Source organism: Streptosporangium sp. NPDC001681 (genome assembly GCF_040298085.1).
Lineage (GTDB): Bacteria > Actinomycetota > Actinomycetes > Streptosporangiales > Streptosporangiaceae > Streptosporangium.
The window spans coordinates 1-15835 of sequence record NZ_JBEOZN010000049.1 but is presented as its reverse complement, the minus strand read 5'-3'; the positions used below and the strand labels follow the sequence as shown (position 1 = coordinate 15835).

At 71.8% G+C, this 15835-nt stretch carries 14 protein-coding genes; 4 read left to right on the top strand and 10 right to left on the bottom strand.

What is annotated here, in order from left to right; translation table 11 throughout:
- Positions 1-40: 40 nt before the first annotated feature.
- The 4 genes from ABT130_RS22560 to ABT130_RS22545 all read right to left on the bottom strand — a co-directional run bounded on the left by ABT130_RS22560 (position 41) and on the right by ABT130_RS22545 (position 4947).
- On the bottom strand, positions 41-2188 hold the full coding sequence (locus ABT130_RS22560; RefSeq protein ID WP_350958105.1) for an acyl-CoA dehydrogenase family protein: 2148 nt from the start codon (positions 2186-2188) through the stop codon (positions 41-43).
- Between the two features lie 61 nt (positions 2189-2249).
- Positions 2250-3689 (bottom strand): aldehyde dehydrogenase family protein, encoded by a 1440-nt coding sequence (locus ABT130_RS22555; RefSeq protein WP_350958102.1) that lies wholly within the window; start codon positions 3687-3689, stop codon positions 2250-2252.
- Positions 3690-3771: 82 nt separating this feature from the next.
- Entirely contained in the window at positions 3772-4143 is a 372-nt protein-coding gene (locus tag ABT130_RS22550) for a hypothetical protein (RefSeq protein WP_350917058.1), read from the bottom strand.
- Between the two features lie 66 nt (positions 4144-4209).
- A complete protein-coding gene (locus ABT130_RS22545; RefSeq protein WP_350958099.1) occupies positions 4210-4947 on the bottom strand; it encodes a pyrimidine reductase family protein in 738 nt (245 codons plus the stop codon).
- 126 nt (positions 4948-5073) lie between these two features.
- Between ABT130_RS22545 and ABT130_RS22540 the strand changes: the two genes are divergently transcribed.
- Positions 5074-5478 carry a hypothetical protein gene (locus ABT130_RS22540; RefSeq protein WP_350917052.1) on the top strand — a complete coding sequence of 135 codons (405 nt, stop codon included), beginning with the start codon at positions 5074-5076 and terminating at the stop codon, positions 5476-5478.
- Positions 5479-5497: 19 nt separating this feature from the next.
- Here the strand turns inward: ABT130_RS22540 and glgX are convergent, their stop codons facing one another.
- The 4 genes from glgX to ABT130_RS22520 all read right to left on the bottom strand — a co-directional run bounded on the left by glgX (position 5498) and on the right by ABT130_RS22520 (position 11677).
- Positions 5498-7618, bottom strand: a complete 2121-nt coding sequence (gene glgX, locus ABT130_RS22535; protein ID WP_350958096.1) for a glycogen debranching protein GlgX — start codon at positions 7616-7618, stop codon at positions 5498-5500.
- A gap of 256 nt (positions 7619-7874) precedes the next feature.
- Positions 7875-8303, bottom strand: a complete 429-nt coding sequence (locus ABT130_RS22530; RefSeq protein ID WP_343967483.1) for an OsmC family protein — start codon at positions 8301-8303, stop codon at positions 7875-7877.
- A 101-nt stretch (positions 8304-8404) separates the two neighbouring features.
- Positions 8405-10024 (bottom strand): isovaleryl-CoA dehydrogenase, encoded by a 1620-nt coding sequence (locus tag ABT130_RS22525; RefSeq protein WP_350958093.1) that lies wholly within the window; start codon positions 10022-10024, stop codon positions 8405-8407.
- Positions 10025-10228: 204 nt separating this feature from the next.
- Positions 10229-11677: an ankyrin repeat domain-containing protein gene (locus ABT130_RS22520; protein ID WP_350958091.1), complete on the bottom strand. Its 1449-nt coding sequence runs from the start codon at positions 11675-11677 to the stop codon at positions 10229-10231.
- A gap of 201 nt (positions 11678-11878) precedes the next feature.
- Here ABT130_RS22520 and ABT130_RS22515 point away from each other — a divergent pair, with 201 nt between their 5' ends.
- The 3 genes from ABT130_RS22515 to ABT130_RS22505 all read left to right on the top strand — a co-directional run bounded on the left by ABT130_RS22515 (position 11879) and on the right by ABT130_RS22505 (position 14173).
- On the top strand, positions 11879-12622 hold the full coding sequence (locus ABT130_RS22515; protein ID WP_350917042.1) for a DUF1707 SHOCT-like domain-containing protein: 744 nt from the start codon (positions 11879-11881) through the stop codon (positions 12620-12622).
- Positions 12623-12864: 242 nt separating this feature from the next.
- The gene (locus tag ABT130_RS22510; RefSeq protein ID WP_350958088.1) at positions 12865-13359 is read left to right on the top strand and encodes a SigE family RNA polymerase sigma factor; all 495 of its coding nucleotides are present in this window, start codon (positions 12865-12867) and stop codon (positions 13357-13359) included.
- Between the two features lies 1 nt (position 13360).
- Entirely contained in the window at positions 13361-14173 is an 813-nt protein-coding gene (locus ABT130_RS22505; protein ID WP_350958085.1) for a hypothetical protein, read from the top strand.
- A gap of 97 nt (positions 14174-14270) precedes the next feature.
- Here the strand turns inward: ABT130_RS22505 and ABT130_RS22500 are convergent, their stop codons facing one another.
- Together ABT130_RS22500 and ABT130_RS22495 are read right to left on the bottom strand one after the other, a co-directional pair.
- Positions 14271-15032, bottom strand: coding sequence for a sirohydrochlorin chelatase (locus ABT130_RS22500; RefSeq protein ID WP_350958082.1), 762 nt, complete (start codon positions 15030-15032; stop codon positions 14271-14273).
- Entirely contained in the window at positions 15029-15757 is a 729-nt protein-coding gene (locus ABT130_RS22495) for a phosphoadenylyl-sulfate reductase (RefSeq protein ID WP_350958080.1), read from the bottom strand. Before ABT130_RS22495 ends, ABT130_RS22500 begins: the two co-directional genes overlap by 4 nt.
- Between the last annotated feature and the right edge of the window lie 78 nt (positions 15758-15835).

Here is a 15835-nt window from a genome sequence, read left to right as displayed (position 1 = left end):
CGGCTGGCCGGCCACCCGCGCCTGAACGGCGGCCCCGGGCTCAGGGGTCACGGGGGAGGCCCAGCGCGCGCTCGGCGATGATGTTGAGCTGGACCTCCGTGGTGCCGCCACCGATGGTGAAGGCACGGGTGGCGAGGACCATGCGGTTCCAGTACGGCGAGCCCGGCGCGATGGACCAGCAGAACTCCGACACCGCCTGGGAGTGGCGCATCCCCAGCAGCTTGCGGACGCTGGAGGCGGTGCCGGGGTCGCTCCCGGCCAGCTGGGAGAGCGTCACGCGCAGGCCCAGGGCGGAGATGGCCTGCCCCGACGCCCACAGGCGGCCCGCCTCCTCCAGGGCGGAGGGGCGGAGCGCCCCGGGGCCGCCCAGGGTGTCGATCAGGGCGACCATGTCGGTGTGCCGGGAGCCGGGCCCCCAGGAGTCACCCAGGGCGACGCGCTCATGGGAGAGGGTGTCGCGGGCGACCCGCCAGCCCGCGTTGACCTGGCCGACGACCAGGTCGTCGGGGACGAAGACGTCGTCCAGGAAGACCTCGTTGAAGATCTCGTCGCCGTTGATCTCCTTCAGCGGGCGGACGGTGACGCCGGGGGAGGACATGTCGACCAGGAAGTAGGTGATGCCCTCGTGCTTGGGGGCGTCGGGGTCGGTTCTGGCCAGGCAGATCGCCCACTGCGCCCACTGCGCGAGGGAGGTCCAGATCTTCTGGCCGTTCAGCGACCAGCCGCCCTCCACCCGCACGGCCCTCGTGGACAGCGAGGCGAGGTCGGAGCCCGCGCCGGGCTCGCTGAAGAGCTGGCACCACGTGATCTCGCGGGTGAACGTGCCAGGCAGGAACCGTTCCTGCTGCTCAGGGGTGCCGTAGCGGACGATGGAGGGGACCGCCCAGGCGGCGATGCCGAGATTGGGGCGTTTGACATCCCTGAACTCCTGGTGGATGACCACCTGTTCCAGCGGGGAGGCTCCGCGCCCCCACGGCCTGGGCAGGTGCGGCATGATCCAGCCCTCGGAGGCGATGCGACCGCGCCTGACCTCCCGCTCCTCGGCGGCCAGTGACGCGGCCTCCGCCCTGATCCGGTGCCGCAGTTCCCCGGCCTCCTCGGGCAGGTCCGGTTCCATCGGCCGCCGCGCCCCGGCCACCGCCATCCTGGCCACCCGCTCGGCCCACTCCCCGGCGTCGCCGCTCAGCGCCCGCAGGCAGAGCGCGCGGCGGTAGTAGAGGTGGGCGTCGTGCTCGAAGGTGTAGCCGATGCCGCCCAGCACCTGGATCGCGTCCGCCGCGCACCGTACGGCGGCGTCCGCGGCGAGCACCCCGGCCACCCCCACCGCCAGCGCGATCTCGTCCTCCGGATCGACACCGGCCGTCTGGGCGGCCCCGTCGAGGGCACGGGCGGCGTCCCAGACGGCGGCGCGGGCTTGTTCGAGGGCGACGAGCATGGCCGCGCACCTGTGCTTCACCCCCTGGAACTGGCCGATCGGGCGTCCGAACTGCTCCCGTACCCGGGCGTACTCGGCGGCGGTGGACACCGCCCACGCCGCCACGCCGCAGGCCTCCGCCCCGAGCAGGACGGCGGCCAGGTCCGAGACGAGGCGGGAGGTCACGCCGCCCAGCACGCGCTCCTGGGGCACGGCCGTCACCGTCACTGTCACCGCCGCCAGTGGCCGCGTCAGGTCGATGCCGTCGACCGCCTTGGCCGAGCAGTCGCCGGGGTCGAGCGCGGCCCACCGGCCGCCGGGAAGCGGGACCACGAACACCCCGGCATCCGCGGACCCGAGCACGGTCAGGGCGGTCGGCCCGGTCGCGTCCGCCGCGCTCGTCGTGGCCGTACGGGCACCGCCGGGCAGGGCGATCGCGGCGGTCAGCGTGCCGTCCGCCAGTGCCCGCAGCAGGTCGTGGTGGGGGGACGGCGCGGGGGCGGCGCGGGCGATGACGGCCGAGGCCAGGACCGTGGGCAGGTGGGAACCCGGCGTGCAGTGCTCGCCGAGCGCCTCCAGGGCGACCGCCAGCTCCCGCAGGCCGCCGCCCTGCCCTCCGTAGGCCTCGGGCAGATGAAGCCCGAGCAGGCCCTGCGCGGCCAGCGCGGCGCGGAACGGCTCGTGGTCCATGCCGCGCGTCGCGATGTTCCGTCCGGCGAAGCCGTGGACGGAGACGGCCAGCGCCCGGTGCTCCTCGGTGATCGCGATTCCCATGCCCAGACTCTAGAACCATATTCGGTTTCCGGTAAAGGGCCTGCCCGGCGGGGCTCACCGGTCAGATATGGATGATCGCGGCCTTCTCCCTGGTGTACTCCAGCACGGCGTCGTGCCCGTACCCGGAGTCCTTGACGCCGCCGAACGGCAGCCCCGGGGGCATCTGGCGGAAGGTGTTGACCCAGACGGTGCCGCTCTGCAGGTCGCGGACGAACCTGTGGGCGCGGCCGAGGTCGCGGGTCCACACGCCGGCGGCGAGCCCGTAGGGGGAGTCGTTGGAGATCGCCAGAGCCTCCTGTTCGGTGTCGAAGGGGATGGCCACGGCCACCGGACCGAAGATCTCTTCCTGGCAGACGCGCAGCGCGTTGTCGGAGGTGCTGAACAGGGTGGGGGCCACCCAGTAGCCGCCGGGCATGGACGGGACCACGTCGGCCCCCGTCTGGCCGCCGAACACCAGCTCGGCGCCCTCCTTCTCGGCGATCTCCAGGTAGGAGGCGACCCGCTCGTACTGCCCGGCCGAGACGATCGGGCCCATCGTGGTGGCCATGTCGAGCGGGTCGCCCAGCCGGACCTGCGAGGCGATGGCGGTGATCCGCCCGATCATCTCGTCCCAGACCGGCCGGTGGATCAGGATGCGGGACCCGGCCACGCAGACCTGTCCGGCGTTGCCGGTGTAGACCGAGTTGACGGTCACCCCCTGAGCGGCGGCGTCCAGGTCGGCGTCGGAGAACACGATGTTCGGTGACTTGCCGCCCAGTTCGAACGTCAGCGGCTTGAGGTGGTCGGCCGAGGCCCGGGTGATCGCCTGCCCGGTCTGGGTGGAGCCGGTGAGGCTGATCTTGTTGACCCCGCGGTGCCTGACCAGTGGGTCGCCGACGTCCTCCCCGAGGCCGCTGACGATGTTGAGCACGCCGGGCGGGAGTACCTCGGCCAGCAGTTCGCCGAGGCGCAGCACCGAGGCGCAGGCCTGCTCGGCGGGCTTGACGATCACGGTGTTCCCCGCGGCCAGCGCGTAGGCCGCCTTGGCGGAGAACGTCGAGATGGGGGAGTTCCACGGGATGACGCAGAGCGCCACTCCGTACGGCTCGCGACGGGTGAGACCCAGGCTGTCCGGGCCGAGGATCACCGTCTCGCCCTTGACCGCGTCGAGCACCTGCCCGGCGGCGATCTGCCACAGGTGGGTCATGCCGGGCAGGTCCTTCTTCAGCGTGTCCCGCAGGATGCGCCCGTTGTCCCTGGTCTCGATCCTGGCCAGTTCCTCGGCGTGCCGGGCGAAGACCTCCGACACCCCGCGCAGGAAGTGCGCCCGGCCGAGTGCGGGCATGGCGGACCAGGAGGGGAAGGCCGTGCGCGCCGCCGCGACGGCGGCCTCCGCGTCGGCCCTGCCGCTCGCCGGGACTCGGGCCCAGACCTCGCCGGTGGCGGGGTTGACGGAGTCCAGCGTGCGGCCGTCGGCCGCGGCCGCCAGGCGGCCGCCGATCAGATTGCGGTACTCGTCCACTCATCACTCCCGCGTCAGCCGTACCGGAAACTTGCCCAAGCGTACGCTTGCTTGACGTGGAAGTGGAAGCGGGCGGCGGGGGTCAGCCCTGGCGCCGCCGCGCGAGGGCGAACGACAGGTTCACGCTGATGATGCCGACCCACACGAGCACCAGGATGAACGCGAGGATCGAGTCGCCCAGGCCGGAGAAGGCCAGCCCGATCGTCGCGGGTATCCCGGTCGCCAGGGAGACGATCGCCAGCGCCAGCCGCTGCCCGGCGTCCAGGGAGGGACGGACCGCGGGGCTCTCCTTGCGGGCGCGGGCGGCGAGCCGGTCGTCCACCCGCTTGTCGATCTCCCGGTCCATCTTCTCCAGGAAACCCTCGACGAGGGAGTCTTCGTATTCCGGTCCGAGGTCCCGGCGGGCCTCGAGCGAGGCACGCAATTCGTCGCCGGAGGAGGATGATCGTTCCATGGTCGAGATATATCGTTTCTCTAGAGGTATGTCCACATGAATCATGGAACGCCGGGACCTCCGGCGCTAGAGGGCTCCGGCCTTCTCGTCTCGCCGGACATACCGCGTGAAGAGAAACCCCTCGTCCTCCAGCACGTGGGCCAGGCGCAGGGGGGTGAGCGAGGGAGGGCCGTCGAGGGCACGGGCGGCGTCCCCGCCGATCAGCAGCGGGCTCACCGTGAGACAGAGCTCGTCGACCAGGTCCGCGGCGGCCAGCTGGGCGTTGGTCTTCGGGCCGCCCTCGCAGAGCACCCGGCTCAGGCCGCGCTCGCGGAGCGCCGTCATCGCCAGCACCGGATCCACCCGCTCGCCCCCGGCCACGATCACCTCGGCACACCTGGCGGCCTCCTCGCGGCGCTCCTTGGGGGCGGCCCCGCAGGTGATGACGATGGTCCGGGCGTACGGTTCCGCCTCGGTGAACAGCGGGCCCGACAGGTCGAGGTCGAGCCCGCGAGTGATCACCGCCACCGGCGGGGCGGCCGGGCGGCCCTCGCGCAGCCCCTGCCACGACGGCCTGGGCCGTGCCGGGCCGTACCCCTCGGCCCGTACGGTCGCCGCACCGGCCACGACGACGTCGGCCAGCCCGCGCAGCGTCCAGAAGACCTGGCGGTCGCCCCTGCCGGACAGCCCGCCCGACAGTCCCTTCAGCCAGGTACCGCCGTCGGCGCTGGCGACCATGTTGATCCGCAGGCAGGGGCCGGCCGGGTAGGCGTAGGCGCGGACGAGGTCGACCTCGTCCGCGGTCTCGGGGTGAATGAGGCGCATTCTCCTACCTTCGCATGGAAACGACCTGTGAGTTCTCCCGGAGCGTTCGATACTGGATCTGAGGGCTGGGGTGACTCGGGGCGGCTCCCGGTACATGATTCGTTCCGGGAGACACGGGAGGGCTGTGTGGGGCTGGTCACGATCGTGACATGGTTGATCACCGCGATGGTCGGGATCTACCTGCTGTACCTGTGGCTCTCCGGGGGAGGGCTCCGCCAGCAGGCGACCAAGGTCACCCGCTTTCCCGCGCTGCTCATCTTCGCCCATCCGGCCCTGGCGGTGTCCGCCCTGGCCTGCTGGATCGTGTACGTACGCACCCTGGAGCCGGCCTTCGCCTGGCTGTCGTTCGGAGTCCTCGCGCTCTCCGCGCTGCTGGGCTTCACCATGTTCACCCGCTGGCTGGGCGGCGGACGCCACGCCCGCGGCGCCGAGCAGCGCTTCCCCATGGTCGCGGTCGTGCTGCACGGCGCGGCCGGCGTGGCGACGTTCGTGCTCGTCCTGCTCACCGCCGCGATCGCGTCAGGGGCCTGAAGGCCGCGAGCGGCCGGCCCTACGCCCGCTCGCAGTGCAGGATCTGCACCGAGCGGGCGGTCACCTCCACCGCGCTCTCGGCCGGCCAGGACTCCTGCGGAGGCGAGAGGAGCTCTGTCCCCTCGTCGGCGGTGTCCAGCACCCGCCGCCACCGCTTGCCGTACTTCGCCTCGGGGAGGGTGAAGATCATCTCCTCATGGTGGGCGTTGATCAGGAGCAGGAACGAGTCGTCCGTGATCCGCTCGCCGCGGGTGCCCGGCTCGGTGATGGCGTCGCCGTTCAGGAAGACGGCCAGTGACTTGGCGTAGCCGGTGTGCCAGTCGCTCGCCGACATCTCCTCTCCCGACGGGGTGAGCCAGACGATGTCGCGGGTGCCGTCGTCGGCCTTGTGGCCGTGGAAGAAGCGGCGCCGCTGGAATACCGGGTGCTCGCGCCGCAGCTTGGAGAGGCTCCTGACGAAGTCGAGGAGGTCCGCCTCGCCGGAGGCCAGCGACCAGTCGATCCAGGAGATCTCGTTGTCCTGGCAGTAGGCGTTGTTGTTGCCGCCCTGGGTCCGGCCGAACTCGTCACCGGCCAGCAGCATCGGCACGCCCTGGGAGATGAACAGGGTGACCAGGAAGTTACGGCGCTGGCGCCTGCGCAGGCTCACGATCTCCGGGTCCTCTGTGGGGCCCTCGACCCCGCAGTTCCACGACCGGTTGTCGTCGGTGCCGTCGCGGTTGTTCTCCTTGTTGGCCTCGTTGTGCTTGCGGTCGTAGGAGACCAGGTCGGTCAGGGGGAACCCGTCATGACAGGTGACGAAGTTGATGGAGGCCACGGGGCGGCGCCCCGAGGTGGCGTAGAGGTCGGCGGAGCCGGTCAGCCGGGAGGCGAACTCGGGCAGCGCGGACCCGCTGCCGCGCCAGAAGTCGCGGACGCTGTCGCGGTACTTGCCGTTCCACTCCATCCAGAGCGGCGGGAAGTTGCCGACCTGGTAGCCGCCGGGTCCCACGTCCCACGGCTCGGCGATCAGTTTCACCTGGGAGATCACCGGGTCCTGCTGGATCAGGTCGAAGAAGGCGCTCAACCGGTCGACGTCGTGCAGCTCGCGGGCGAGGGCGGAGGCCAGGTCGAACCTGAAGCCGTCCACGTGCATCTCCAGGACCCAGTAGCGCAGCGAGTCCATGATCAGCTGGAGGGCGTGCGGCGAGCGGACGTTGAGGGAGTTCCCGCAGCCGGTGTAGTCGAGGTAGTAGCGCCGGTCGCCGTCGTGCAGGCGGTAGTACGCCCTGTTGTCGATGCCGCGGAAGCTCAGCGTCGGCCCCATGTGGTCACCCTCGGCGGTGTGGTTGTAGACCACGTCGAGGATGACCTCGATCCCCGCCTCGTGCAGCGCCCGTACCATCGCCTTGAACTCCTGCACCTGCTCGCCGCGCTGGCCCGAGGAGGAGTAGGCGGCGTGCGGGGCCAGGTAGGCGATCGTGTTGTAGCCCCAGTAGTTGGTCAGGCCCCTGGCGACCATCGCGTGCTCGGGCACGTACTGGTGCACCGGCATCAGCTCCACCGCGGTGACACCCAGGCTCAGCAGGTGGTCGATGACCGCGGGGTGGCCCAGTCCCGCGTAGGTGCCGCGCTTTTCCGCGGGCACCGCGGGGTGGCGCATGGTGAGCCCGCGGACATGCGCCTCGTAGATCACGGTCTGGTGGTACGGGGTCCGGGGCGGCCTGTCGTTTCCCCACTCGAAGAACGGGTTGACCACCACGTTCTTCGGCATGAAGGGGGCGGTGTCGGTGTCGTTGCGGCTGCCGGGATCGGTGAACCGGTAGGAGAAGAGCGCCTCGTTCCACTTCAGGTCGCCCTCGACGGCCTTGGCGTAGGGGTCGAGGAGCAGCTTGGAGGGGTTGCACCGGTCCCCCTGAGAGGGGTTGTAGGGACCGTGGACGCGGTAGCCGTACCGCTGTCCCGGCATGATCCCCGGGAGGTAGCCGTGCCAGACGAACCCGTCGACCTCGGTCAGCTCGACGCGTTCCTCGTGCCCGTCGTCCCCGAAAAGGCAGAGCTCGACGCGTTCGGCGGATTCGGAGAACAGGGAGAAGTTGGCGCCCACCCCGTCCCAGGTGCCGCCAAGCGGATAGGACTCTCCTGGCCAGACTTCGCGCATGTGCCCCTATTCTCCTCTGGTCGGGCCCCCTTGTGCAGGGTGTTCTCGCCCTTGTCACCTTAAGGTGGCGTTGAGGAGATTTGTCCTAGTCTTTCGGCGCGCCGTCCGTGACCATGCGTGTCCTGTGGGACACGCATGGTCACGAAGGCGTGGTGATCACCCCGGCGGTGACCGCCCGGTGAGCGGCTCAACCGTGATCAGCCCGATCGTGGCCGGTCGGTCGTGATCGGCCATGACCGTGGGCGGCGGGCCGTGATCAGCTCAGCAGCTCGGCGTTGAGGCTGATCGTCGTGCCCGCGAGGGCCTTGCTCACCGGGCAGTTCGCCTTGGCCTTCTCGGCCGCCTCCTGGAACTGCTCGGCGGTCAGGCCGTCGACCTGGGCGCGGACCGAGATGACGATCCCGGTGATGCCCTCACCCGGCTGGAAGGTCACGTCGGCCTTGGTCTCCACGGTCTGCGGCGGGGTGCCCGCCTGGGCCAGCCCGTGGGACAGGGCCATCGAGAAGCACGAGGAGTGCGCGGCCGCGATGAGCTCCTCCGGAGAGGTCTTGCCGTTCGCCTGCTCGGCGCGGGAGGGCCAGGACACGTCGAACGTGCCTACCCCGGAGGAGTCGAGGGAGACGCTGCCCGCGCCCTCCATCAGCGAGCCCTTCCACTGGGTCGTCGCGGTACGTGTCGTCGCCATGGCGATCATCCTTTCGATCATGAAGAGTCAACCAGGACCGACCCTACTCGCCTCCCCGGAGCCAATGCCCGAACGGCCCCGCAACATCCGCCGGGGGCGGGTCAGTAGGAGGCGCGCTCGACGAGGACGTCCAGATCCAGGCCGGGGGGGAGCGTACCGAAGGCGCGGCCCGCGTCACCGGACAGCCGGGAGACGCAGAAGGCGTCGGCGACGGCCGTCGGCGCCAGCCGGACGAGCAGCGACCCCTGCAGCACCAGGGCCATGTCCTCGGCGACACGCCGGGCGCGGGCCTCGAAGTCCGTCGTGTCGTCCAGGGACTTGCGCAGACGGTCGACGGCGGCGTCCAGGTGGCGGTCGGCGCCGGAGGCGAGCGAGACCTCGGCGAAGAACGCCTCCTGCGCCTCGGGCTCGCGGCCCAGGGCGCGCAGCACGTCCAGCGCCGCGACGTTCCCCGAGCCCTCCCAGATGCCGTTGAGCGGCGACTCGCGGAACAGCCGGGGCATCTGCGACTCCTCGACGTAGCCGTTGCCGCCCAGGCACTCCAGCGCCTCGGCCGCGTGCGCCGGAGCGCGCTTGCAGACCCAGTACTTGCTCACGGCCAGCGCGGTGCGGCGCAGCGCGGCCTCGGCCCGGTCCCCGGCGATGGCCCGGTCGGTGGCGCCGGCCAGCCGCGTCATCAGGACGGTCGCCGCCTCCGACTCCAGGGACAGGTCGGCCAGCACGTTGCGCATCAGCGGCTGGTCGGCGAGCTTCCTGCCGAACGCGGCGCGCTGCCTGGCGTGGTGGACCGCCTGCGTGACGCCGTACCGCATGCCGGCCGCGGAGCCGATCACGCAGTCCAGCCGGGTCATGTTGACCATCTCCAGGATGGTCCGCACGCCCCGGCCCTCCTCGCCCACCAGGTAGGCCGTCGCGCCGTGGTACTCCACCTCGGCGCTGGCGTTGGACCGGTTGCCCAGCTTCTCCTTCAGCCGCATCAGCTGGACGGCGTTGCGGGTGCCGTCCGGCAGGATCCGGGGGAGCAGGAAGCACGACAGCCCGCCGGGGGCCTGGGCGAGAACCAGGAACACGTCGCACATCGGGGCGGAGTTGAACCACTTGTGCCCGGTCAGCAGGTAGCTTCCGTCGCTCAGCGGCTCGGCGCGGGTGGTGCCGGCCCGCACGTCGGAACCGCCCTGCTTCTCGGTCATCGCCATCCCGGCGAGCACGCCGCGCTTGCCCAGCGGCGGGCGCAGCCCGAAGTCGTAGCTCCGCGAGGCCAGCAGCGGCTCCCACTCGGCGGCGAGCACCGGGCTGTGGCGCAGCGCGGCGATCGACGCGTAGGTCATCGAGATCGGGCAGCCGTGCCCCGCCTCGACCTGGCTCCAGAGATAGAACTTGGCGGCGCGGGCCACGTGCGCGCCCGGCCTGGCGCTCGTCCACGGGGTGGCGTGCATGCCGTTGCCGACGGCGACGGTCATCAGCTCGTGCCAGGCGGGGTGGAACTCCACCTCGTCGATCCGCCGCCCGTACCTGTCGTGGGTGCGCAGCACGGGCGGATGCTCGTTCGCCAGCCGCCCCCACTCCTGGGCCTGCTCGGAACCGGCGAGGAGGCCGAGCCTGCGCAGTTCCCCCGTGGCCCATCCCGCGCCCTCCCGGTCCACGCCGTCCATGAGGGCGGCGTCGGCGGACACGTCGTGCCCGGTGAGCGGATCTGCCTGGTTGAAGACGTCATGGGTCACGTGGGGCCTCCGGTGAACTCATCCGGCCCGTCGCCGGCTCCTATGCCTATCTCAACATCCCTCCGGAGAGTTGGTGCACTTAATTGTGGTGCTATGTCCGGCTTTCGCGTGGAGTTGGAGGGCGCGCCCTCCGGGAACGCCTCTCGCCGTACGCGTCCTCCGCCCCGGCGCCGGCCGGGGGGAGTCGCGCGTACGGCTCGCGGTTCAGAGGTTCTTGACCAGGTCGCGGACGTAGTCGTCGTCCTCGTCGCTCTCGGCGAGCACGCGGTCGGCGCCCCGCTGGGCGCGGGCGTCCCCCCGGGTGGCCAGGCCGCGGGTGGCCTCGGCGACAGTGTTCAGATCCTCGTCGTCGAGCCTGGCGGCGAGCGCGTCGCGGATCGGCTCACTGTCCTGCGCCAGACCCGCCAGGCCCATGGTCGCCCAGTCGCGTACCTCCGCGTCGGGGTCCTCGGTCATCGAGATGAGCAGCGCGAGCCCCTCGGCGTGGCCGGCCGGCAGGACGGCGGCCAGTGCGGCGGGGTCGGCCTGGGTGCGGGTCCAGCCGTCGGAGGTGATGATCTCCAGCACCTCGGGCAGGGCACGCGGGTCGGCGTGGTGACCGAGCGCGCCGAGCACCGAGCGCAGCACCCGCTCGTCGCCCTCGGTGGCCGCCATCCGTCGCAGGATCGGCAGCGTCTCCTCCAGGAAGGGCTTCTCGTCCTCGGTGAAGCCGAACTCGGCGAGCACGTCGACGGCGAACTCCCGCTTGCGCGGGTCCTCGCTCGCGCACAGCCGCGCCGCCGCGTCGAAGGTCTCGCCGTCGCCGCGCCGGCTCAGCGAGCTCGCCACGGTCCACCAGGTCTCGGCCTCCTCGTCGATGTCGCGGTAGGGCATCGCCCGCTCGACCATCTCGTCGAAGGGCAGTCGCTCGTCCGTCGCGTCCTCCAGCAGGGTCGCGACGGCCGCGTGCCCGCGCTGGCAGGTGAGCTCGGCCACGCGGGTCCCGTCCGGGCCCACCGCCGCGACGGTCACCAGGTCGGTGCCGTCCGTGGCCCGGCTGCGGCCCACGACGAACTGCGAGCCCTCGGGGGCCTGCTCGGTGAGCTGCTCGAGGAGCGCGCTCTCCAGCTGGGTGCCGAGCCAGTCGTAGGCGATGGACAGCGGCGTGTCGCCGTCGCCGTCGGGCCGGTCGGCCTCGGCGCCGGCCTCCAGCAGCGCGCGCACGACGCCCAGGGCGCCGCGCCGGGTGGCCAGGGTGAGCGCGGTGTCGCCGCCCTCGTTGGCGTCCTCGGGGTCCGCCCCGGCCGCGAGCAGCGTACGGACGGCATCGGCCCGCCCGTTGGCGGCGGCCCAGAGCACGGCGGTCCACCCGTCGGCCTCCCGCCCGGACACGTCGGCCCCGGCGGCCAGCAGCGCCTCCACGGTCTCGACGCGGTCCCAGGCAGAGGCGGCGCACAGGGGCAGCCCCGCGTCCTGTCCGCCGCTGATCCGGTTGGGGTCGGCTCCGTGGGCCAGCAGTGCGCGCACGATGGCCACGCGCCCCGCGCTCGATGCCAGGTACAGGGCGGTGGGCTCTTCCGCGCCGCCGGGGTCGGCGCTCGTCCCGCTCTGCAGCAGCCGCTCGACCCGCTCGGCGTCGTTACCCGTCACCGCGTCCAGGAGTTCTCGATACATGCCTACGGATCATATTGCCTGCCTTGGCGAGGAGACCGTACACCGGCCGCGACGCCCGGCGCGGTGCCCCGCGCCGCCGTATGGTGGACGCGGTGCCTGCGTGAGGGGGCGTCAGCAGGCCTGGCCTCCTTCTCCGGGCGCACCGCGCTTCCTACCTTCTGGGGATCCTCTATTCAGACAACTCGCGATATGTTGTGAGTCATGAATGATCCCGGGGAAATGCGGGTCTCGGACGCCGAGCGGGAGGCCGCCGTCGAATGGCTGCGGGTCGCCTCCGTCGAGGGACGGCTGACCCTCGGCGAGCTGACCGAGCGCACCGAGGCGGCCTACACCGCCCTCACCCAGGCCGAGCTGGCCGTGCTCACCGCGGACCTGCCAGGTGGCCACCCGGCGCCCGCCCCCGCCTATCCTCCGGCCGAGGCCGAGCGGGGCGGGGCGGCGCGACGCTGGTTCGTGGCGGTGATGGGCAGCTCCAAGCGGCGCGGCACATGGCGGATCGACAAGCCGCTCGGTGCCGTCGCCGTGATGGGCGACGTCGTGCTGGACCTGCGCCAGGCCGAGGTCCGCACCGGGGTGGTCGACATCATGGCCACCGCGGTCATGGGCGACGTGAAGATCATCGTCCCGGACGGCGTGGACGTCGAGCTCGACGGCATCGCCATCATGGGGGACAAGAAGGTCCAGGTCATCGAGGCGCCCCCGGGCACGAACGTGCCGATCGTCCGGGTCAAGGCCTATGCCCTCATGGGGGACATCAAGGTGGTCGGAGACTCGCGGGCCAAGCCCCTCAAGAAGAAGTGGGCCGCCTGGCGGGAGCAGTGGGACCAGATGCGCGGCGAGCTGCCCGGTGAGGCACGCCCCCACCAGATCCACCCGCCCCCCCAGCCCTGGAGCTCAGCGCACCCTCCCAGGCCCCCCAGGCCTCCCCGGCTGCCCGGCCACTGACGGCGGTCCCCCACCCGCGCGGTCTCCCACCTGTCCCGCGTTCACCTGCTACGTGTCGGCCCGTGCCACTCCGGGCCCCTCTGGGCCACTCCGGGCCGCGTGGCCGTGCGCTCGGCCGCCTCTGTCCCCGTCCGGGATTTCTCCCCGCGCCCCCGGCGGGTGAGTCTCCGGACGCGTGCAACGTCTCGGGGCGCCCGGAGCGTAGTGCTCGGTGACATACACCGAGCAGGGAGGATCCCCCGATGCGAGACCGGGCCGACTTCGAGCGCTACGTGGAGCAGCGCTCGGCCCGCCTGCTGCGGACCGCCTACCTGCTGTGCCGCGACTGGGGCACGGCGGAGGACCTGCTGCAGACGGCCCTGGCCAAGGCGTGGCTCGCCTGGCGGAGAGTGGGCGACGATCCGGACCCCTACGTCTACCGCATCCTGGCCAACACCCATGCCAGCTGGTGGCGGCGCAGGTGGCGGGGGGAGGTGCCGAGCGCGGACCTCCCCGAGACACCGGACGAGGCCGCGGAGGACGCGGTGGCCGGCCGGGAGGCGGTCAGGCAGGTCCTGGCCGGGCTTCCCGGCAGGCAGCGGGCCGTGATCGTGCTGCGTTACTTCGCAGACCTGCCCGACCAGCAGATCGCCGAGATCCTCGGCTGCTCGGTGCCGACCGTGCGCAGCCAGGCCAGCCGGGCACTGCGCAAACTGCGGGTCGATCCCGCGACCGTCACGATCACCACGGGGAGCTGAGATGACGATCACCGAATTCGAACTGCGCGAGATCCTGACCGGAGACGGAGACGACGGCCACAGCGGGGGCGTCACCGTCGCCGACGTCCACCGGCGGGTCCGCGCGATCAGACGCCGCCGCTGGGCCGCGGCCGGCGCGGCGGCCGCGGCCGCCCTCACCGTCGCGGTGGCACTCAACGTGCCCCTGGGCGGCGGTACGGCGAGTGAGGCCGACCTCTGGACCGGCGTCATGGCCCGGCCGTCCGCCGGCACACCGACCACGTCACAGCCGTTGGGAGGGCCCTACCCGGGGCGCGAGGTCGTGACCCGCGGCTACAAGACCGGTGGGACACGTGAGGAACTCCGGCTCGGATCCCTGACCGGCCCGGCGATGGTGAACGTCCACTGCTCAGGACCGCTGCGGCGGGCGATCGTCTGGATCGACGACGGCCCTCCCAGAAGGCAGCTCTGCGGAACCGGTCCCGACGGATTCACCATGGAGATCTTCCAGGAGGACCGGAGCACCGGGGCGATCAAGGGTATGGAGATTCTGGAGGCAGGGGAGCGGGTCGTGTCCGCGGTCGTGTTGCCCGGCGAGATCGACAGCACGGGCAAGACGATCAACATGCTGATCGAGGGGATGGACGATTACTTCGAAGGTTGGGAGGCACAGCTCAGCGAAGCGAAACCCTTCCCACTGAAGTGGTCGGTCAGCGTGCGGGAGATGATCTCCTCGACCTGCCAGGACAACGTGCGCCAGGTGGACCCGAGAACCGGGAAGGTGGTCCTGCTGCGCTGCGAGGGCGAGGCCACCGCACCCCCGAGCGTGCCCTGAGCCCCCTCGTGAGGCCCCTGAGCCCCCTCGTGAGGCCCCTGAGCCCCCTCGTGAGGCCCCTGAGCCCCCTCGTGGGCGGAGCCGGGCACGGTGGGGTTCAGGCGGTGGCGAGCACCTGCTGCCGGTGCGCGGCCCGGTCGTAGCGTTCGAGCAGCACCGTCGCCAGCTCCGGGGCGGCGCCCAGCACGTCGGCGACGACGTCGGCGCCCGCGGCCAGCGTCTCGCGGCGGATCTTGTCGGCGAAGTGGCCGGGGGCCAGCAGGTAGGGGGCGATGACGACCCTGGCGGCCCCGGAGCGCCGCAGGCGCAGCACCGCCTCCTGCGGGGTGGGACCGGCGGCCGAGGCGTAGGCGGCGCTCACCGACCGCCAGCCGCGCCGTGCGGACCAGTCTCCGGCGATCTGGGCGATCGTCGCGTTGGCCCGCGGGTCGCTGGAGCCGGCCGAGACCAGCACCACGGCGGTGCCCGTCTCGCCGGGCTCCACCCCCGCCTCGGCCAGACGCCGCTCCAGCGCGGTGACCAGCAGCGGGTGCGGGCCCAGGGTGGCGCCCGCGTGCACGCGCAGCAGGGGGCGGCGGGCCGTCGCCTCGGCCAGCGCGCCGGGGATGTCGACCCGGCTGTGGTAGGCCTCGGTGAGCAGCAGCGGCAGCACCACCGCCTCGGTCAGTCCCGACAGCGCCGCAGGGAGCGTCGGGGCGGCGTGGTCGAGGTAGGCGGTGCGCACGAGGAGTTCCGGGCGCGCGATCCGTACCAGGTCGAGCAGGTCCTCCACGGTCGCGGCGGCGCGCGGGTCACGGGACCCGTGCGCCACCGCGATCAGCGGTGTCACGGAAGCGGCGCCGGGGGAGCGCCACGTCATACGTGCAGCCCGCACTCGGTCTTGCCCATGCCGGCCCAGCGACCGCTGCGCGGGTCCTCTCCCGGGGCGACCTGGCGGGTGCAGGGGGCGCAGCCGATCGAGGGGTAGTTGTCGTAGTGCAGCGGGTTGATCAGCACTCCGTTGTCGGCCATGTAGTTGTCGACGTCGTCCTGCGTCCAGCTGGCGATCGGGTTGATCTTGACCATCTGGCGCTTGGCGTCCCACTCCACGACCTTGACACCGGCGCGGGTGGCCGCCTCGTCGCGGCGGATGCCGGAGACCCAGGCGAGGTAGGGCTCCAGCGCGCGGTTGAGCGGCTCGACCTTGCGCAGGTAGCAGCAGAGGTCGGGGTTGCGTCCGAAAAGGCGCGGCCCCAGGTCGCGCTCCTGCTCCGCGACGGTCCGGGACGGCTTCACGTTGATCACGTTCACGTCGTAGACCTGCTGGACCGCGTCACGGGTGCCGATCGTCTCGGCGAAGTGGTAACCGGTGTCGATGAACAGCACGTCCACGCCGGGCTTGACCCGGCTGACCAGGTCGATCAGCAGGGCGTCGGCCATGGAGGCGGTCAGGCAGAGCCGGTCGCCGAAGGTCGCCGCCGCCCAGCGGATGATCTCCAGGGCCGAGGCGTCCTCCAGGAACCGGGAGGCCGACTCGACGATGTCCTGCAGCTCGAAAGTACTCCGCTGCTGCCGTAACCCGATCTCGATGTCCACCAGTGTCATCGCTCGTTCACCCAATCCTCATTCGCCCCGCGGAGCGGTGCGCTCGTCGCGCCGGAACTCGCCGTCTGGACCGTGCGG